Source organism: Thalassospira sp. CH_XMU1420-2 (genome assembly GCF_037029325.1).
Classification (GTDB): domain Bacteria; phylum Pseudomonadota; class Alphaproteobacteria; order Rhodospirillales; family Thalassospiraceae; genus Thalassospira; species Thalassospira povalilytica.
Map to the genome: position 1 here is coordinate 218657 of NZ_JAYMEG010000004.1, position 20165 is coordinate 238821.

A 20165-nucleotide genomic window follows, 5' to 3' on the forward strand; every position below is an offset into this window, starting at 1 on the left:
TTCATGGCTTGTGGGTGGCTAGTGCGTGCGATCCAGGAAGTCGATGATCAGCCTGGCGGTTTGGTGATGGATGATTTGGCGTGTGTCATCCGGGGTGCCATCCCCGTCGCGGCAAACCACCCCGTCACCGGGAACTTCGTCGTCGAGCAAGCGGGCCGCACCCGGTTTGCACCGTGGCATAAAGCTGAAATGTGCGGCCTGTTCGATCAGATGAAACTCGGTCGAGGCGGCATTAAGATATGGCCGCAGATAGCCGGTTTCGATGGCATGGGGAATGCCGGGGTTCGGGCTTCCTGCTGCGATCAGAAGAACCGGAATGTCTATTTTTGACAGGCTTTCGGGGGTAAAGCCGCGTGCCAGCCCGAGATCAAGGCTGACGACCCGTGAGACATTGGTAATACGAAGAGATTGTGCGAGGAGCTGTTGATCGGTTTTGCTGTGACCGATGGCGAAATCGGCAACCACATCACATGCGGCAAGATCGGCATGGTCACGGCAATCGGCCAGCATCCGCCTGGCATCGGTGCGTGCACCGGCAATTGCAAGTGCCGTCCAGGCCCCCAGTGAATGCCCGATAACAGCAATATCATTTGTTCTGAGCAAGGACGACCAGTCGGAATGACCGGTGAGATAGGCGATTAACTGCGCGATGTCCTGTGGGCGTTTCCAAAGCATCCGCCCGTCGAGGGCTTGCAGGTCCTTGCTGGTGGTGCCCGGGTGATTGAGGGCAGCGACAATTCGGCCGTGGCGCACAAGTTCGGTGGCCAGCCATGCCTGATTGCGCCAGTTGCCGCCAAAACCGTGAGACAGAACAACCAGTGGATAGGAGCCGGGCAGGGGTGTTGCGCCCGGGCGTGCCTTTTCACCATGGAATACGATGTTTTCGGCGATTGTTTCTTCTGGCGTGTCATCACGTGACGGATACCAGATCACGCCAGACAGGTCGCGTTGATCGGGTCCGTTGGCAACAAGGGAGAATTTGGCAAATCCGACATCGCTGGCAAACGCGGCAGACGATATCGCGACCAGCAGGGGAAGGATGAAAACGGTGCATAACGCAAAGCGCATGGTGGCAGACCTTTCTTGTCGATGACTTGAAGGTCAGGAAAGCGCGCATTTGCGGGGTTTGGCGTCCTGAAACGCGATTTAGGACACCATGTTGATAAAATTAATGCCCCTGTCGGCAATCAGACAGGGGCATCAAGATGGTTTTGGGTCGTGCGAGTGGTGACGCTTATCAGCGGAACATCATCACCGGCACCTGGCAAGAGCGCACCATTTCGGTGGTGGTGCTGCCAATGATCAAGTTGCGAATGCGTGAATGGCCATAGGCCCCCATGACCAGAAGATCGATCTTGTCGGTTTCGATCTTGTCCTTGATCACGTCTTCGGGTTCGCCCGATGCAAAACCGGCATCGACGCTATATCCCGCCTTGCGCAGGATGGCGGCGGCTTCATCAAGTTTTTCCTGCATGGTGTCGGTCGGTTTGCCAACCGAAAGCAGAGTACAGGGAAGCCCGGTGAACAGTTTGCCACTTGCGATGTGACGCACGGCCTTCATGACACTTTCGCCACCATCAAAGGCGATCAGGAATTTGTTGATCGGCTTGAAAGCGCGTGATGCGACCAGAACCGGCTTTTTGGCCGCACGGACAACCCGTTCAAGGTTCGATCCCAGATGCATTTTGGCAAAGTCGGCGGCTTCGCCGCGTTTGCCAACCACGATCAGATCGGCGTCATTTTCGAACTCGGCGATGCTTTCGATCAGATCCCCGTGGCGCAGCTTGGTGCCGACATTGGCAAGACCGGCATCTTCGAGACCGGTTTTGGCTTCTTCAAGCAGCAGGCGACCGCGTTTGAGTTCGAGCTTGTTTTTCTGCTCGTCAAGATCGGCCAGTTCCTTGAGAAGTGCGGTGCGCGCACCGAGTTTCAAATTGCCGCTCAGATCGGCTGGTTCGGAGCCGACCGAACGACGGCCCAGAACATGCATCAGGTCAATGGATGCGTCGGTCCGTTCCGCCACCCAGCGGGTAAGGTCACATACACTTTGCGAATAGCCTGAACCGTCAATCAGTGCGATCAGATGGGTCATTGATCGTTTCCTTTTCCCTTTTGCGGTGGCCTTAATGGCCCATCAGGCGTTCAAGTGCGCCGGGCTTGTCGTGGATGGCCAGTTTATCGACGATTGTCTCGCTGGCTTCATTGAGACCGATCAATTCGACTTCGGCCCCTTCACGACGGAATTTGAGCACGACCATATCAAGGGCTGCAACACTTGAAATGTCCCAAATATGCGCGTGGCTGACATCAATCGTCACCTTATCAAGGGCTTCGCGGAAATCGAATGCCTTGGTGAAATCTTCGACCGAGGCAAAGAAGATCTGACCGCGTACTTCATAGGTGCGATGCGTGTTGTCAGCCGAAAGGGTGCTGGTGACACGGAAAATCTGCGCGATCTTCCAGGCAAAGAAAATGCCCGACAGCAGAACCCCGACCAGAACACCAATCGCCAGATTGTGCGATCCGACAACCGTGATCACGGTGGCCAGCATCACGATCGACGAGCTGCGCGGATGTTCGCGCAGGTTCTTGATCGAGGACCAGCTGAATGTCCCGATTGACACCATGATCATGATGGCAACCAGGGCCGCCATCGGAATGATCGCGACAAGATCCCCCAGAACCACAATCAGGATCAAAAGGAAGATACCGGCAAGGAAGGTCGACAGACGGCAACGGCCGCCGGATTTCACGTTGATCACCGATTGGCCAATCATCGCACAACCGGCCATGCCACCGATAAAGCCGGTAAAGAAGTTGGCGATCCCCTGACCATAGCATTCACGGGTCCGGTTCGATGTGGTGTCGGTCAGATCATCAACGATCTGGGCGGTCATGAGACTTTCGAGCAGACCAACCGCCGCAACCGCCGCCGAATAGGGCAGGATGATCAGGAAGGTATCAAGGTTCAGCGGCACATCGGGCAGATAGATTGCCGGGAAGGCATCGGGAAGTGCGCCCATATCGCCAACCGTGCGCAGATCGGCATCGATAAACAGCGAAATACCGGTCAGAACGATGATGCAAATCAGCGGGGACGGGATGATTTTGGTGATGCGCGGGAACAGATAGATGATGGCAAGACCACCGGCCACCATCACATAGGTCATGTTCGAAACCCCGATCAGTTCGGGCAACTGCGCCATAAAGATCAGGATCGCCAGCGCATTCACAAAGCCGGTCATCACGGATTTGGAGACAAAGCGCATCAGATTGCCGAGTTTGAGCGCACCTGCCAGCATCTGGATCACGCCAGCCAGAATGGTGGCGGCCAGCAGATAATCCAGCCCGTGTTCACGAACCAGCGACCCCATCAGAACAGCCGTTGCTGCCGTTGCCGCCGAAATCATGCCCGGACGTCCGCCAAAGATCGCGGTGATTACTGCAATCGAGAAGGAGGCATAAAGCCCGACCTTGGGATCAACACCGGCAATGATCGAAAAGGCAATGGCTTCCGGAATGAGGGCGAGTGCCACCACAAGGCCCGAAAGCACATCACCGCGAATGTTGCCAAGCCACTCAGCCCGCAAACGCGGAAGAAAATCGCTATTCACAGAAAGTCTCCGTATCCGTATGCCCGGACGATCAAGGCTGTCCCCCGTCCTGGCAGGAAGTTATCAGGACGGTCATCTTTTCCCGTCAGCCGATCCGTGCGGCGACAGGGGTCCCCAAACCATCCTGTTCGTTGCTGCGTCGCAGCAGGCTGTACCTATACCAATTTAAGTTTTTGCACAACCACAGGGCACGCATCGGGCCATGCCGGTTTCGGGACACACGAAAAAACCCGCCGGTTTCCCGGCGGGTTTGATGTCATGATCAGCAAGATGCCAATCAAAGATAGTCGCAGGTGACGATTAACGGTTCTGACGGTTTTCGATCAGATCGTCGACCACGCCCGGATCGGCCAGGGTCGAGGTATCACCAAGCTGGTCATATTCGTTGGCGGCAATCTTGCGCAGGATACGGCGCATGATTTTGCCCGAACGGGTTTTCGGCAGACCCGGCGACCACTGGATGAAGTCGGGACTTGCGATCGGGCCGATTTCCTTGCGGACCCATTTGACCAGTTCAAGACGAAGCTCGTCGGTCGGTTCTTCGCCGGCATTGAGCGTCACATAGGCATAGATGCCCTGACCCTTGATGTCGTGCGGAACGCCGACCACGGCGGCCTCGGCAACCTTGGCGTGGGCGACAAGCGCGCTTTCGACTTCGGCCGTACCCATGCGGTGACCCGATACGTTGATGACGTCATCAACGCGGCCCGTGATCCAGTAATAGCCATCATCGTCGCGACGGGCGCCGTCACCGGTGGTGTAGACTTTGTCAAAGGTGCTGAAATAGGTCTGGATAAAGCGTTCATGGTCGCCATAGACCGTACGCATCTGACCCGGCCAGCTGTCCTTGATGACAAGGTTGCCATCGGTGGCACCGGTCAGTTCCTTGCCCTCGTTATCAAGAAGGGCGGGCTGAACACCAAAGAACGGAAGCGTTGCCGAACCCGGTTTCAAATCGGTTGCACCGGGAAGCGGGGTGATCAGGATGCCGCCGGTTTCGGTCTGCCACCAGGTATCGACAATCGGGCAATTCCGTTTGCCGACATGCTCGTGATACCATTCCCAGGCTTCGGGGTTGATCGGTTCACCCACCGAACCAAGGATGCGCAAGCTCGAAAGATCGGCCTTGTTGACCCAGTCGACGCCTTCGCGCATCAGGGCACGGATCGCGGTCGGTGCGGTATAGAAGATATTGACCTTGTGCTTTTCACAGACCTGCCAGAAGCGCGAAGCATCCGGATAGCTTGGCACACCTTCGAACATCAGCGTGGTCGCGCCATTGGCCAGCGGCCCATAGACGATATAGCTGTGACCGGTAACCCAGCCGACATCGGCCGTACACCAGTAAATATCGCCTTCGTGATAATCAAAGACATACTGATGGGTCATCGATGCATAGACAAGGTAACCGCCCGAGGTGTGCAGAACGCCCTTCGGCTTGCCGGTCGAACCCGAGGTATACAGAACAAACAGCGGGTCTTCGGCATTGACTTCGGTCGGCGGGCAATCGGTCGAGGCCGCTGCGCAAACTTCGTGATACCAGACGTCGCGGGTGTCGTTCCATGCGACATCCTTGCCGGTGCGTTTGACGACGACCATTTTCTCGACCGATTTGACACCGGGATGTGAAAGGGCTTCGTCAGCATTGCGTTTAAGCGGAACCGCTCGGCCACCACGCAGACCTTCGTCCGAGGTGATCACGACCTTGGCGCCGCAATCTTCGACGCGACCGGCCAGTGCTTCGGGCGAGAAACCGCCAAAGACGATGGAATGGATCGCACCGATTCGCGCACAAGCCAGCATGGAGACAGCGGCTTCGGGGATCATCGGCAGATAGATGACAACGCGATCACCCTTGCCAACGCCCATCGATTTCAGCGCATTGGCAAAACGGCAGGTGCGTTCATGCAGATCACGATAGGTGATGTGCTCGGAAACGTTGGGATCATCGCCTTCGAAGATGATGGCGGTCTGATCACCGCGTTTTTCAAGATGGCGATCAAGGCAGTTGGCCGAGACGTTCAGGGTGCCGTCTTCGTACCATTTGATATAGAGGTCCTTGGCGTCATAGCTGACATTTTTGACTTTGGTGTATGGCTTGATCCAGTCAATGCGTTTGCCATGTTCGCCCCAGAAGCCATCCGGGTCCTCGACCGACTGTTTATACATGGCATCGTATTTTGCCTTGTCGATCAGGGCGTTCTTTGCGATGTCGCCGGGTACGGGATAAACGTTCGCAGACATATGTGGCCTCTTGTTCGTTTCCTGTGGTCTCTGATGCATCAGGTAGCAGCCATTGTTTTCCGGTGTGTCGGAAACGGCGTCCGTGCCGATGCGGTATTTCGGTGCGGTTCAGAGATTCTGTATTGCCGGTTCCGTTCGGTGCAGTGCGCAAAACGGGCAAACAATATGATCCTGTCGCTTGCGCCCTATGCTAGTGCGCAGAAGATATTCAGGGAATACAACTTTAGGACTGCCCAAACTGGCGGATTGCCTGCTTAAATTCGGCTTTGATGAACCGGCAATCTGGTGCAGACCGGGGATGTGAAGACATACAGGTTTGGTGGGTGGCGTGATTGGTTTCTGAATATCTTGTTGATATATAGTCGAAATTCGGTTTCACGCCAGCAATGGCTTTGACAAAATTTGATCACGGGCGGTCAAAACCGGTTTTGTTCGGTTCTGGATTTGATGGAACAAAACAGATACAAAGAATCCACACGATAATTGAATGGTGGGACAATGGATCCGATTTCTTTGGCCGCGGGCGCGTTTGGCGCGTCGGTTCTGGCACTGGTTTTTTGCGCGATGATGATCAAACGCATCAAGGATGCCGCAGATGCCGAGACAGAGTCGCGCACCGCATTGCTGTCATCCCAGCTTGAACAGACCGAAGCAACCCGGCGCGATCTTGCAGGCGAGTTGGCAATCACGCGCGACAAACTGGCCGAGGTATCGGAAAAACGCGCCATTGCCGAAACCACGGCCAACCGGGTGCCGATCCTTGAGGCCGAGATGAAGGAGCTGCGCACCGCCCTTGATCAGTGGCGCGAAAAGGGATCGGAGCTTGAAACCGCCCTTGAGAAAGAGCGCGAGGCGGCGGCCGAGAAGCTTGCGATGCTTGAAGATGCCAAGACCAAGCTGCTTGATAGTTTCAAGGCGCTGTCGTCCGATGCGCTCAAGATGAATAATGACGAGTTTCTCAAGCTGGCGCGTGAAAACTTTTCGCGCCTTCAGGAAGGTGCCAAGGGCGATCTTGAAAAACGCCAACAGGCAATTGATGGCCTTGTAAAACCCATCAAAGAACGGCTTGAGGCCTTTGATAACAAGGTTAACGAGCTTGAAAAAAGCCGTAAGGAGGCCTATGGCGAGTTGCGCGAACAGGTCGGGACCCTTGTGCAATCGCAGACCCGGCTTTCAAAAGAGACCCAGACACTGAGTTCCGCCCTTCGGTCCAGTTCATCGGTATCGGGCAAGTGGGGCGAATTGCAGCTCAAGCGCATTGTCGAGCTTGCCGGGATGCTCAAACATTGTGACTTTGACGAGCAGGTTCATTTCAATACCGACGAAGGCATCCAGAAACCCGACATGGTCATTCACCTGCCGGGCGGGAAAAACATCGTTGTCGATGCCAAGGCCCCGACATCGGCCTATTTGGAAGCAATTGACGAAAAATATGACGATGAACGCCGCGAGGCATTGCTTGCGACCTATGTCGGCAATGTGCGCAAGGTGATCACAGAGCTTTCGAAAAAATCCTATTGGAAGTCGGTCGACAGTCCGGAATTCGTGGTGCTGTTCCTTCCGGGTGAAAGCTTTTTCTCGGCCGCACTTGAACGCGACCCGCGTTTGATCGAGGACAGTTTCCGCGACGGGGTGATCCTTGCAACGCCGACCACGCTTCTTGGGTTGCTCAAGGCGGTGGCATATGGCTGGCGTCAGGAAGCATTGGCCGAAAGTGCGCGCGATATCAGCGAGATCGGCCAGCAATTGTTTGATCGTCTGGGCACACTTGCCAAGAATTTCAGTTCGATGGGCAAGTCGCTTGAAAGTACGGTCAAGAATTACAACAAGACGCTTGGCACGCTTGAGGGATCGGTTCTGGTATCGGCGCGCAAGCTTAAGGAAAAGCATATCGTTGCCGATGACCGCATGATCGAGGAACCGGCACCGTCGGAAACCCATGTGCGGGACATCACGAAAATGGAACTTCTGGCCGGACCGGACGACAAACCCGATACCAAGCCAGAGGAAAAGTAAGACGCAATCATGCGGCCATGCGGTGCGAAGCATGGCTGTTACCCGGTCTATTTGGCGCAGCTTTCTTGACTTGGGGGACGGGAAACCTTATCTCGAAGCGCGAAATTCGCTATAATACAGACCAGAATCAAGTTCGAAACCGGATCAAAGACCCATGGCCTTGCGTGAAATTCTTATCGTTCCAGACCCGCGCCTCAAGAAGGAGTGCGAACCGGTCACCGAGGTGAATGATGAGATCAGAGACCTTCTTGATGACATGCTTGAAACCATGTACGCAGCCCCGGGCATCGGCCTTGCAGCGCCGCAGATCGGGGTGATGAAGCGCGTTGTCGTCATGGATGTTTCCGATGACAAGGACAAGCCCGAACCGATGAAACTGATCAACCCGGAAATCATCTGGGAATCGGAAGATACATCGGTTTATCAGGAAGGCTGTCTTTCGATCCCCGAACAATATGCCGATGTCGAACGCCCGGCCGAGGTCGGCGTGCGGTACCTTGACGAAAACGGCAAGGAACACGAGATCGAGGCGGATGGCCTGCTTGCGACCTGTATCCAGCACGAGATCGATCATCTTGATGGCGTTTTGTTCACCGACTATCTGAGTGCGCTTAAACGCAACATGATGATCAAAAAGGTCCAGAAGCTTCAGAAGACGAAGAAATCTGCCTAGACGATGCTCGTTGAGTTCCTAGAATCGGCCAGAATGTCTCATGAACCTCAATTTGTGTTTCTCGATCAATCGACGAAATAGGTATTTCTGGTTCATCTAGATACGACCACTGCCGTCCGATATGCGGGTTTAGCTTAAGGCCAATCATTCCGACTTTGTATAGTATGGAAACAATAAGCTTAACGATTTCAAAGTTGTCTGAGATTTTGTCGTAGATATAGTCTTTGCAGCTCGAAAGTATTGGGTCGCTATCGTTTCCTTGTCCTGATAAGGCTGCTATTTCTAGAGCAAAATCATCAAATACTGAAATCAACGTCTTCGCCTTAAATGGTGAAGTTTTGTTTGATATCAAGTCAGCATATTTCTTTAAAAGTGGATAGTCTGATCTCCATTCATCTTCTAATGAGTTTATTCGATCTTTGGAGTATTCCATTTCACCAGCTTTAATGTTTCCGACTGTTATCTTTGTTCCGCCTTCTGCCTTCTTGATGCAAATGTTTAAGAAAATAATAGCTTCTCTTGGGCGAAGAAATGTTCTGTCTATAATATAGTCAGCAGGTTTTCTTTTATTTATTTCAGATGTTGGAAGTATATGGCTCAAATTAACATTGTGTTTAGTGTACATGCTTTCAAATAAGTGCCCAACTCTGCTTTCAAGTATAGCTCTAATGTACTGTCGAGACCATTGCAGTTCTAGATATAATGATCTATATTTTTCTTCCTGAAATCCCTCTGATAGAGTGTTCTTTATTACTCTGTTTTTTAGGTCTGTTCGTAGCGCTATAATAATTTTAACAGATGATACTCGCTTGAAGCTTTTAATGCTCTCAATTAGGGATTTTATCAATCTATGTTTAATGTTGCTGTCGATCCATTCTTCATCAAGCTTATCAATGACGATATAAAAATTATTTTGTTTGTCAGAAAATATGTCATCGGATAAGAGGCGGATTAGATTATTTAAATCCTGTATTTGGATTTTGTTTACAACCTTTGTACCTCTCTCCTTGAGTTCCATTTTTTGAGATGTTGATAATTTTTTCGCGCCTTCAGCGTCTAAGCTAACGTTCGAAAAATTCGCACCGGCCGAAGCCCTTAGAGTATTTTCGATTTCTTCCGTTATTTCTCGGACTCTTGCTTCTGTCTCCTCCCAGAATTTATCGCCCCAGTTCTCAAGGTACTGAATAGCTTTTTCTTTAGAACGGTCTTTTTCGACAATCGATTTGATTCTATCTAGGAAGGCAGTTTTCTTTTCACGATTAGTAATGTCGTATTTGTTCTTTATAAGCTCTACAGTGAATGTGTGTGTCCATAGCAGCTTGTAAAAAAGATCTAAGTTCACCCCAATATTATCGAAGAAATCAATCACATTAGAGTTGGATATATAATTCAACGACATTTCTTCGGGGGAGATCTCAATACAATGTTCTTGAGTTTGTAAAATTCTCTTTACAAGAGCTGTCTTACCGCTGCCTGTACGACCGAGAATTATGCATCGCGGATCATTGCAATTGGTTAGTACTTCGATGTTTCCTGTTTCAACAAAGCAATTGTTGAGGAATTCGTGATCTGATTCCGCGTCTGCGAAACCGACAAGATCGGTTTTTTTAAACCGAATTACATCTTGACCTTTAACTCTCATTGCAACTTTCAAGTTTTAAATAAGCAAAAATTATCCTATTTGGATAAATGCGCTGTAGTCAACTAGCGTTATGATGGTTCAACCCGAGCATCCAGCCTTCGCGTTCGCGTATGGTTTGCTCATCTGGCAGATATTCGGGGCGTTTGCCATCGGCAATTTGGATCAGTCCCAAAACACCGACCAGCGCGTCAAAGGCATCATCCTTGCCCTGATCCGGGCCAAAGCCCGATTTGCAATCGGCCATGACTGCCGGGGTGATTTCAACCGCGTTACGTGTTGCATAATCGATCAGAAATTCAACGGCCTTTGCCCGACTTTTCTGATTTGATTTAGTTAACTCACTAATGCCAAGCCAACCATAAACTTCACCTGGATAGGTTTCCATCAGGGTCACGCCAGGATGCTGGCAACAGGTGGCAAGATCACCGTCAAACGGCCAGATATTGAAACCAAGACGCGCACCGGGAATGATCAGATGTTCAAGACCATGGAGCATTCCCTTGCCGACCTGATTGGCGCCAAGGGTCCAGAAGGACGGGCAGGCGGCAGCACGATCATTGGTGGCGCGTTCGCAGCGCCGATGAAGGTCATCAAATCGTGAAAGGCCAAGGGCGGTGACAAGGTGGTCGCGTTTGACACTGCCCTTTGGCCCGGATGATCTGGGATAAAACGGCCGATGATAGGTGATTTGATCCGGGCGTTCGCAGACCGTTGAGAAATATTCGAGGGATCCGGTCAATCCGTTTTTCAATATGGATTTGAAGTTTTGAATATTCGCGCCAACAAACCAGTAATCAGCAAAGCCAACGGGCATATCAAGGCCAAGCCAAAGGGTATTCTTATGCCCGTGATCGGCAAGGGTGCCGAGAAACTGGTTCAACATCCCGACCGGTTCGATCGCATATATCTGCCAGCCACCAGTGACCCGGCGGGCCTTGGCGACCCAGCGGGCTGTGGCCGAGATGCTCCAGTCAGCATGCCAGATATGATTGACCGGGTATTTGTGCGGTTGGGGTAAGGCTTGGCTTGTCATTTTGCCAAGATAGCGCCAAATTGCCGGCTTGGAAGTACAAAGACCAACGGTCTTGCCCCGATCTTGTGATGAATGCCTGATCCTTTGATGAATGGACGTGACGATATGACCAAGCTGCGCATTGCCTTTATGGGAACCCCGGACTTTGCCCTTGTGGCGCTTAAGGATCTGGTGGCGGCGGGGCATGATGTTGTTTGCGTCTATTCACAGCCGCCGCGCCCGGCCGGGCGCGGGCACAAGGAAACGCCAAGCCCGGTACATGCCTGGGCGGCGGATCAGGGTATTGAAGTCCGCCATCCCGTATCGCTTAAGTCGGATGCGGAAAAGCAGGCCTTTGCCGATCTTGATCTTGATGTGGCGGTGGTGGCGGCCTATGGGCTGATCCTGCCCAAAGCCATTCTGGATGCGCCGAAATACGGGTGCCTGAACATCCATGCGTCCCTGTTGCCGCGCTGGCGTGGGGCAGCCCCGATCCAGCGGGCTATTCTGGCGGGCGATGATGCCACAGGTGTCACCATCATGCAGATGGATGTCGGGCTTGATACCGGCGACATGTTGCTGATCCGCGATATCCCGATCACGGGCGAAACCTATGCCAATGCACTGCATGATGATCTGGCTGCCCTTGGCGGGGAAATGATTGTCGAGGCGCTTGAAAAGCTTCCGAAAGGTGAGCTGGTTGCCACCAAACAGCCCGAAGAGGGCGTGACCTATGCCGCGAAACTCGAACGTGCCGAGGCCAAGCTTGATTTTGCCGATGATGCGGCAAGTCTGGAACGGAAAATCCGTGCCTTTACCCCGTGGCCGGGGGCCTATTTCGAACTAGGCAAGGAACGGATCAAGGTGCAGGCCGCCGAAGTGACGGACCAGTCCGGCCCGGTGGGTGAAATCCTTGATGATGCGCTTACCATCGGGTGTGGCAGCGGGGCCCTGCGCCCGACCCGTATTCAGCGCCCGGGCAAGGCGGCGATGGATACCGATGCGGTGCTGCGCGGTTATGACAAGCTGGCCAAGGGCGTGGTTCTGGGCTGATGGGGCGCGATGTCGCAAAGCCGCAAGGCGGACAATCAGCAGCCAGCGATTTGACGATTCGCCCAGCCTTTAACAGTGACGGTGACGCGATTGGCACCCTGATCGAGGGGGTGTTTGCGGAATATCCCGGCTGTGTCTATGACCGTGCGCGTGAATTCCCGGAACTTGATGCGATTGCCGATGATTTCAAATCCTCGGACGGGCGTATCTGGGTTGCGGTTGATCCCGACAACCGGGTTCTTGGCTGTTTCGGGATCAAATATGACGCGCAGGCAAAAGAAGCCGAACTTCACAAGGTCTATCTGCATCGTGACACCCGCGGTCGGGGCATGGCGCAAAAACTGATGGCCAAGGCGCTGGCGTGGCTGGGCCAGACCCATCCTGATTGCGCGACCGTGATGCTCTGGACCGATACACGGTTTGAAGCCGGGCATCGGTTCTATGAAAAATGCGGCTTTGCGCGCACAGGCGAAAGCCGCATTCTTGATGATCTGAGTGCGTCTTCGGAATATCAGTTCCGGTTCGACTTTGGCGCCTATCAGAAGGCGCTGTCGTTTTAGGGGGATATCCCCGACATGCGCATTGCGGTTACTGATCAGCGGATTCGGTCGGGCGGTTGTCGGCGGTGCTGTCTGAGGCATCCGGGCTGCGTCGCACCGAACGGGCATCGCGATAGCCAAGCTCCCACGGCGGGACAGGCGTGAATTTTTCAGCCAGGAAATCGACAAAGGCGCGGACCTTGGGCGACAGGTGGCGTTTGTGCGGATACACCGCGGAAATCCAGGCCTGATCATGCACATATTCGGTCAGAACCGGCGTCAGGCGACCGGCCCGGATATCTTCGTGAACCAGATATTCGGCCAGACGCGCCATGCCAAGACCGGCAAGGACTGCTTCATGGAGCACGTCACCGTCATTGGCCGAAAATGATCCCTGTGCGCGGAAGGCCACGTGACCATCAGGTGTTTCAAAGTGCCAGTCGTTGAAGCTTTCGCGCGATGACAGATGCAGACAGTTATGGTTTTCGAGATCCTGGGGTTTGCGCGGGATACCGTTCTTTTCGAGATATTCCGGGCTGGCAACAATCATGCGGCGGTTGACCGCATATTTGCGCGCGATCAGGGATGAATCTTCCAGCGCGGACAGGCGAATGGCCAGATCATAGCCATCGTTGACCAGATCGGTGAATTTGTCATCAAGGGTCAGCTCGATCCGCACATCGGGATAGCGGGCCAGAAATTCCGGGATCAGGGGCACCACCTGCATCTTGGTAAAGGCCACCGATGCGTTAATGCGAAGCGTCCCGCGCGGGGCAGCATAAAGCTGGGTAACGACTTCTTCGGCTTCTTCGATTTCATTAAGGATGGTGCGCGCCCGTTCATAAAAGGCCCGGCCTTCCTCGGTCAGGCTGAGCTGACGGGTGGTGCGCATCAACAGACGTGCGCCCAGCCGGTCTTCCAGACGGGAAATGTATTTCGACACGGCTGATGGTGACAGACGCATTGTCCTTGCTGCTGCTGAGAAGCTGCCTTCTTCAACTGCATGGACAAAAATTTCCATTTCCGCGGCACGATCCATATCTCGGACTTCCTATTTATGACGATCATTCACAAGTAATGTGCATATTGAGCTAATTCTCTTTCCCAGTAAAGAAAATTAGATTGAGTTCATCGAGAGCGACACGGCGTCGCAACGAACGAAATATTTAGGAGGTCAAGATGGCCACTTACGAAGAAATCACCACCCGTTACATCTCCACCACCGAAATCGAAGCAGGTGTACGTAAAGGTCAGCAGCTGCGCGCTGAGTTCGTAGGTTCCTTCTTCCGCAACCTGTTCAAAGGTTCGGACAAGGCATCCGACATCAAGCATCCGGCTGGTACCGTTGGCGGTGCTGCCTAATCTGACGAGATACAAACGGTCGAGCGCCGATTGAGTTTCCTCCCCAAGAGGTGCTCCCGTTTGTTGGACTACCGATTTCTATCTAGCGTCTTCCTCCCTATTTGACGCTGTTTTCCCGACTGGCCCGGTCACCTTTGTGATCCGGGCCATTTTTTTGGCCAAACGGCATCCGACCGATTTGTGCCCGGCCGTGCGAAATGGCGATGATCAAACGATCTTGTCCGTTTTTTTTGGGGCCGGTTTTGGTCTGGTTGGCGTGGTCCGGGCCGTCAGCATCGGTCGTTTTGTGGTTTCAGGTGTGCGGGATCAGGGGGTGCTGCAGCAGGATCTCGGTACCGGAGCCTCAGTATCAAAAGTCTTGGTATCAAAGGCTCGGGATCACAGGCTTGGGATCACGGGCCCGGTATGAGAAGTCGTGGGATCAAGATCGCGGCGCCGGTAAATGCGCGATCAGGCGTTGTGGTGCCAGAATCGTCGTACCGGCAAGCGCAGTACCGGTAAACAAGGTGCCAAAGCCGTGCTAGCAGCGCATGTGGCATCAGCAGCCGGATATCTGGTTACGGGCGATCCTTTTGATGTTGACGGATCCGGTAGCCCGCCACGTTCAACATGGCGTCAAATGCGGTGCCGAATGTGGCATCAAATACAATCCCGATTATGATGCCGATTACGATGCCAAACGCACCCACCGTCACATCGGATGTTTTTTATCAATGCGAGTCCTGTGGACTGATGCCCGGCGGCACGTAAAAGCCCGGACGTTCGGACAGCCATGACAGCACGCTGATCACGGCCATGACGATCAGGGTGGCTGTCAGCATCACTTCGATTGAAATATCGGCGGCAAACATCCAGCCATAGATCGCCGGTCCCATGGCCGAGGCCAGAACCATGACCGCGGTAAGGGTACTGCGTACCGCGCCGATTTCATCAAGCGGCACCAGTTCGGGAATGATGGCGGTGCGCAGGGTGGTGGCAAAGCCGACCGTAATGCCGACAAGCCCCATATAAATCAGAATGACAAAGGGCTGATGGCTGATTGCCAGAACAATGATGCCCGCCATCATCGGGATCAGATGCCATGGAAACAGACGGCGTGCGGAATGTTTGTCAATCAGCGGGCCACTGCCAAAAGCGCCCAGAACCGATGTCACGGCAAAAACGGTAAAGCCCGCGGCAAACCAGCCAAGTTCAATGCCCTTGTGGGTGGAAATAGCACCCTGATGGAAAAACAGGGCGGTCATGATCAATGGTGGTGCGGCGAGCATCGGCATACAGAACCAGACATAAAGCGATCTGAACAGCCGGGGATGTTCGGGGTCAGTTGGCGATGACTGGTCGGGTGTGCTGTCGGTGGTGGCATGGGTGGTGGTATCCGTCGGGCGGGCGGAGTCGGATGCCTGTTTTGCGGCAGTTTTGGAACTGCGGGTCGGAACCGCGCGGAATTTCTGATCGCGCCGGATCAGCAAAAAGGCGACGGGCACCAGAACAATGATGATAAATAGCGCCGACCCGGCATAGGTATAGCGCCAGCCAAAAGCCGCAATCAGGGCAAGCAGGGTGGCAGGCAGGATGGCCTCCGCCAGAGGAAAGCCGAAACTGGCAACCGCAAGCGCCCGGCCGCGATGTTTGGTGAAATAGCGCGCGATGCCGGTCATGCTGACATGGGTCATCAAGCCCTGACCGGCGAGACGCAGGACAAACAGGGCGGCAATCAGCATCCAGACATTGCCGGCAAGCGAGATCATCACACAGCCAAGTGCAAGCAGCGCCATGGTCGCAAGGCTGTAGGAAAGGATGTCGACCTTGTCGATCCAGCGCCCGACAACCGGCAAACAGAGCGCACTGCCAATCGTGATCCCGGCATAGATATTGGCAAATTCGGTTTCGTTCAGGCCAAGACTGCCCGAAATGAACGGAACGAAAAGGGCCACCAGAAAGGTCTGACCGAAAGATGAGCCGAAACTGTGCAATGCGCCAAAGGCAAGCTGCCTTGGGGCCTGGCGCAGCAGAAGGATGAACTGCATGGAAGGCGGGTGTCCGGAGTTACAGGGGCGTTCAGGAACCGATTTATTTGTATGAGTATTACTGTATCGATTCAATCTACCCGGGTCTACTGCCCGGTCGGGTAGGGTGGATATGCCAAAAGAAAAGCCCGCAACAAGATGTTGCGGGCTTTTCTGTAGTGTTTTGGATCAGGCCGGATCAGCTGGCCGCGACGCTTGGTGTCGGGCCGTTCTTTTTGCTTTTCCACCAGTTCAGGCCAAGGACGATCAGAAGCACGACGGTGCCGGCAATCTCGGCCTTGAGATCGGGATAGAAGACACCGACGGTGGCCGGAACGATCAGGATGCGTGAAATGACATCCATATGATCGAACAGGTATCCTTCAAGAGCCGCGGCAAAGGCCACCAGACACAGGATGGCGGTAAAGCCGGTCCACAGAACGATCTGGATCGAGCCCCCTTCGATGATTTCCGGATTGAAGACCATGAAGGCCGGGATCAGATAGAGACCCTTGGCGAATTTCCATGCCTGGATGCTGGTTTCCATGGGATTGGCGTTGGCAATCGCCGCCCCCGCAAACCCGGCCAGCGCAATGGGCGGTGTAACGTTACTGTCCTGCGAGTACCAGAAGACCACGAGATGGGCGATCAGCAGCGGAATGCCGAACTCGTTCGAAAGTGCCGGGCCAACCAGAACGATCAGAACGATATAGGACGCCGTTACCGGCAGGCCCATCCCGAGGATCAGGCTGGCAATCAGAACCAGAACCAGTGCCAGAACGATGTTGCCGCCCGAAAACGCGATCATCATCGAGGAGAATTTCAGGCCAAGGCCGGTCAGACCGACAACCCCGACAATGATGCCGGCAACCGCACAGGCCATCGAAACGGCAACGGCGTTTTTGGCACCGAGTTCAAGGGCGGCAATGGTGATTGCGATGCCTTTTTTGATTGCCTGTTTCAGGCCATCGTGACTTGGCTTCACCCCGTTTTGCGGAGCGACAAAGAGGTACCACAGCACATAGCGCAGGGCGGCAACCGCCATGACTGACAGAATGGCCCAGAAGCCCACCCGCATCGGCGAGATATTGAGCACGAGCAGATAAATCAGGATGCCCAGCGGCAGAATGAACTGCCAGCCTTCCTTAAGGACCTGACGCCAGTCGGGCAGTTCGGATGCCGGCATGCCGCGCATGCCGTTTTTCAGCGCAACGATGTGCACGAACAGATAGACGGTGCCAAGATACAGGATCGCCGGGAAGATCGAGATCATGACGATATCGAGATAGGGCACCTGGGTATATTCGGAAATCAGGAACGCACCGGCACCCATCAGCGGCGGGGTAATCTGACCGCCTGTGGATGCCGCGGCTTCGACGCCGCCGGCCTGTGCCGGGCGATAGCCAAGGCGCTTCATCAGCGGAATGGTAAAGGCACCGGTGGTGACCACGTTGGCAATTGCCGATCCGCTGATCGATCCCATGCCGGCCGATGCCAGAACAGCGGCCTTTGCCGGGCCACCGGCCTTTTTGCCAGTCGCGGCATAGGCCATATCGATAAAGAATTTGCCCGCACCGGTGACTTCAAGGAAGGCACCGAACAGAACGAACATGAAGATATAGGTCGCCGCAACCCCCATCGGCAGGCCATAGATGCCTTCCTGACCGAGATAGAGCTGACCGACAAGACGATCAATATCCGCACCGCGATGGGACAGGATGCCGGGTAGCCATTCGCCAAGCCACGGCAGCGCACCGCGCGGACCCGACAGGGCATAGACGATGGCGACAATCCCGATGATCGTCATGCCAAGACCAACAGCGCGGCGGCTTGCTTCGAGGACCGTGATGGTGGCGATCACGCCAATGATCAGGTCCGAGCTGCTCCAGAAACCGGCGCGGTTGATGATTTCGTCCAGATAGAAGGAAAGATAGAAGCCTGTGGTGAAGGCACCGGCCAGAAAGGCAAGATCAATCGCCCAACCAAGCACGCCGCGCTTCTTGTTGCTGCCGAAAACCGGGAACATCAGGAAGGCCAGGAACATGACGAAGGCAAGATGGATGCTGCGTTGGTAGAACAAACCAAGCGGCTCGATCCCTGCGCCATACATCTGGAACAAGGAGAGTGCGACTGCAACAATCGAAATTGCCAGCACAACCAGTTTGGGCTGTGGCAGTTTGTCCGTCATGGACGGAAGCGGTGCCGGTTCAGACATTAAACTTATTCCCCGGAATCAAGGCGGATGGTGACACGTGTATGTTCAGCCATCTTTGAAAGATAGATTTCGTCACCATCGGTTGTGACGATACGATGGTTAACCGCAAGCGACCCGACGCGCAGCACATAGGCATTGCCAGGCACGGGTTCGTCAATATCTTCGATCCAGTATCCCCCGCCTTCGGCGCTGGTCAGAATGCCGCGACCGGGAAAATGTCCCAGTCCCGCTGCGAAGTCGGGTTGATAGGCGCGATGAAGAACCATCTTGCCAAGATCGTCTACGTAACAGTCGATCACGCCATCACCGGTAACAGAATGGTTCCAGTAAAGGCACCATCCGGTTTGACGTGCAATATCGGTCCGCGCAAGAACCGATCCGTCGGCACCGATGACTTCAAGATGGTCGACGGTTGTGCCGGGTTTGACTTCCTGATGGCTGGCGGGACCAGCACAGGCCGTGATCGAGAGAAGAAGGGCGGCCAGTAAAGGCCGCCCGAACTTTTTGGAAATCATGGATAGAGCTGCGGCGGAATCGGGTTGCCGGTCTCTTCGTAGTAACGCAGTGCGCCCGGATGCATCGGAATCGGAGTCGAGTTCAGAGCAAAGTCAACGGTGGTGTCGTTGGCAGCCGGGTGAATGGCGATCAGTTCGTCGACCTTTTCAAACAGGGTCTTGGTGATCTGATAAGCCAGTTCTTCATCCATATCGGCATTCACGAACAGAACGTTCGGGGTCGAGATGGTGTTGACCGGTGCGGTGACGCCTTCGTAAACGCCGGTACGCAGGGCGTACGGTGCAAAGGTCGGTTCTGCGTCAAGAGCAGCGAGGATTTCCTCGTCGGTCAGAGCGATCAGCTTGATGTCGCGGGTGGTTGCGAGGTTCAGGATCGAACTGGTGGGCGGGCCGACGCTCCAGAAACCGGCATCGATGTCGCCATCACGAAGGGCGTCAGCGGTTTCGTTGAAGTTCAGGCGCTGTTCTTCGATGTCATCATAGGTGATGCCATTGGCTTCGAGCAGGGTTTTGGCCGAAACTTCGGTACCCGAACCCGGTGCGCCAACAGAAACGCGTTTGCCTTTAAGATCGGCAAGACCGTTGATGCCGCTGTCAGCCATGGTGACGATCTGAACCGCGTTCGGATAGATCGATGCCAGAGCACGAACGTTATCAAGGGTACGGCCTTCGAATTTGCCGGTGCCGGTGTAGCCCGCATAAACGGTGTCGGCCAGACCGATGGCGATATCACTGTCACCACGGGCGATCAGACCCATGTTTTCAACAGATGCGCCGGTAACTTCGGCAACAGCACTGGTGCCGTCGATGTATTTGGTGATCAGTTCTGCGAGACCACCGCCATACGGATAATAGGTGCCGCCGGTACCACCGGTTGCAATTGAAAGCTGCTGTGCTGAAGCAGGAATAGCGGTCAGCATCATGGCTGCGGCTGCTGCTGAAAGCAGAGTACGTAGCTTCATGGTAGTCCTCCCTAGGGTTAACACTCTTTACGTCCAATTAATCAAAGATCGCTTTAGAAATCGGTTCTTCACGTTCTTGACCGGCCAATTGTCATGGCCTGTTATTCTTGGATTTCGCGAACTGGCCGGACAAAAATCCGTCGGGCAGATTCCCGATCGGGTTCCGGTTTCCGTCAACGCCACCTGCGGGCAGGGCGTTTGATGCGGGCCGCTGAAATCGTCCAAGAGAGTTGATTTGAAAACAACCATTCCGTCACCCCGGACGGGGCTGGTTGTGTGGTCTCCTCCCTGTATTTCGATCATTTTATCATT

General features: G+C 54.3%; 16 protein-coding genes. 5 read left to right on the forward strand and 11 right to left on the reverse strand.

Features of this window, described 5'->3' with window-relative positions:
• Positions 1-18: 18 nt before the first annotated feature.
• From WA429_RS14750 to acs, 4 genes are all read right to left on the reverse strand, one after another.
• On the reverse strand, positions 19-1068 hold the full coding sequence (locus WA429_RS14750) for an alpha/beta hydrolase family protein (RefSeq protein WP_287464725.1): 1050 nt from the start codon (positions 1066-1068) through the stop codon (positions 19-21).
• 169 nt (positions 1069-1237) lie between these two features.
• Positions 1238-2092, reverse strand: coding sequence for a universal stress protein (locus tag WA429_RS14755; RefSeq protein ID WP_287464726.1), 855 nt, complete (start codon positions 2090-2092; stop codon positions 1238-1240).
• 31 nt (positions 2093-2123) lie between these two features.
• Positions 2124-3614 carry a SulP family inorganic anion transporter gene (locus tag WA429_RS14760; protein ID WP_170310196.1) on the reverse strand — a complete coding sequence of 497 codons (1491 nt, stop codon included), beginning with the start codon at positions 3612-3614 and terminating at the stop codon, positions 2124-2126.
• A gap of 300 nt (positions 3615-3914) precedes the next feature.
• Complete coding sequence (gene acs / locus WA429_RS14765) at positions 3915-5858, reverse strand: acetate--CoA ligase (protein ID WP_336107562.1); 1944 nt, start codon at positions 5856-5858, stop codon at positions 3915-3917.
• Between the two features lie 498 nt (positions 5859-6356).
• Between acs and rmuC the strand changes: the two genes are divergently transcribed.
• Together rmuC and def are read left to right on the forward strand one after the other, a co-directional pair.
• Complete coding sequence (gene rmuC / locus WA429_RS14770; RefSeq protein ID WP_114112272.1) at positions 6357-7874, forward strand: DNA recombination protein RmuC; 1518 nt, start codon at positions 6357-6359, stop codon at positions 7872-7874.
• Positions 7875-8028: 154 nt separating this feature from the next.
• Positions 8029-8547: a peptide deformylase gene (gene def, locus WA429_RS14775; protein WP_101246905.1), complete on the forward strand. Its 519-nt coding sequence runs from the start codon at positions 8029-8031 to the stop codon at positions 8545-8547.
• Here the strand turns inward: def and WA429_RS14780 are convergent.
• Both WA429_RS14780 and WA429_RS14785 read right to left on the reverse strand, forming a co-directional pair.
• Positions 8504-10189: a P-loop ATPase, Sll1717 family gene (locus WA429_RS14780; RefSeq protein ID WP_287464728.1), complete on the reverse strand. Its 1686-nt coding sequence runs from the start codon at positions 10187-10189 to the stop codon at positions 8504-8506. The genes def and WA429_RS14780 overlap by 44 nt on opposite strands.
• Before the next feature lie 58 nt (positions 10190-10247).
• The gene (locus WA429_RS14785) at positions 10248-11222 is read right to left on the reverse strand and encodes a methyltransferase type 12 (RefSeq protein ID WP_287464729.1); all 975 of its coding nucleotides are present in this window, start codon (positions 11220-11222) and stop codon (positions 10248-10250) included.
• A gap of 105 nt (positions 11223-11327) precedes the next feature.
• Here WA429_RS14785 and fmt point away from each other — a divergent pair, with 105 nt between their 5' ends.
• Complete coding sequence (gene fmt / locus WA429_RS14790) at positions 11328-12254, forward strand: methionyl-tRNA formyltransferase (RefSeq protein ID WP_170310208.1); 927 nt, start codon at positions 11328-11330, stop codon at positions 12252-12254.
• 50 nt (positions 12255-12304) lie between these two features.
• Positions 12305-12814 (forward strand): GNAT family N-acetyltransferase, encoded by a 510-nt coding sequence (locus tag WA429_RS14795; protein ID WP_287464730.1) that lies wholly within the window; start codon positions 12305-12307, stop codon positions 12812-12814.
• A gap of 28 nt (positions 12815-12842) precedes the next feature.
• Here the strand turns inward: WA429_RS14795 and WA429_RS14800 are convergent, their stop codons facing one another.
• The gene (locus WA429_RS14800; RefSeq protein ID WP_114112277.1) at positions 12843-13832 is read right to left on the reverse strand and encodes a LysR family transcriptional regulator; all 990 of its coding nucleotides are present in this window, start codon (positions 13830-13832) and stop codon (positions 12843-12845) included.
• A gap of 140 nt (positions 13833-13972) precedes the next feature.
• Here WA429_RS14800 and WA429_RS14805 point away from each other — a divergent pair, with 140 nt between their 5' ends.
• Positions 13973-14155: a hypothetical protein gene (locus tag WA429_RS14805; protein ID WP_101246910.1), complete on the forward strand. Its 183-nt coding sequence runs from the start codon at positions 13973-13975 to the stop codon at positions 14153-14155.
• A gap of 710 nt (positions 14156-14865) precedes the next feature.
• Here WA429_RS14805 and WA429_RS14810 read toward each other — a convergent pair.
• The 4 genes from WA429_RS14810 to WA429_RS14825 all read right to left on the reverse strand — a co-directional run bounded on the left by WA429_RS14810 (position 14866) and on the right by WA429_RS14825 (position 19853).
• Complete coding sequence (locus WA429_RS14810) at positions 14866-16182, reverse strand: MFS transporter (protein ID WP_287464731.1); 1317 nt, start codon at positions 16180-16182, stop codon at positions 14866-14868.
• Positions 16183-16360: 178 nt separating this feature from the next.
• Positions 16361-18376: a TRAP transporter permease gene (locus WA429_RS14815; RefSeq protein WP_287464732.1), complete on the reverse strand. Its 2016-nt coding sequence runs from the start codon at positions 18374-18376 to the stop codon at positions 16361-16363.
• A gap of 5 nt (positions 18377-18381) precedes the next feature.
• Complete coding sequence (locus WA429_RS14820; protein ID WP_101246914.1) at positions 18382-18891, reverse strand: DUF1850 domain-containing protein; 510 nt, start codon at positions 18889-18891, stop codon at positions 18382-18384.
• A complete protein-coding gene (locus WA429_RS14825; protein ID WP_101246915.1) occupies positions 18888-19853 on the reverse strand; it encodes a TAXI family TRAP transporter solute-binding subunit in 966 nt (321 codons plus the stop codon). The genes WA429_RS14820 and WA429_RS14825 overlap by 4 nt, the downstream gene beginning before the upstream one ends.
• Positions 19854-20165: the final 312 nt, after the last annotated feature.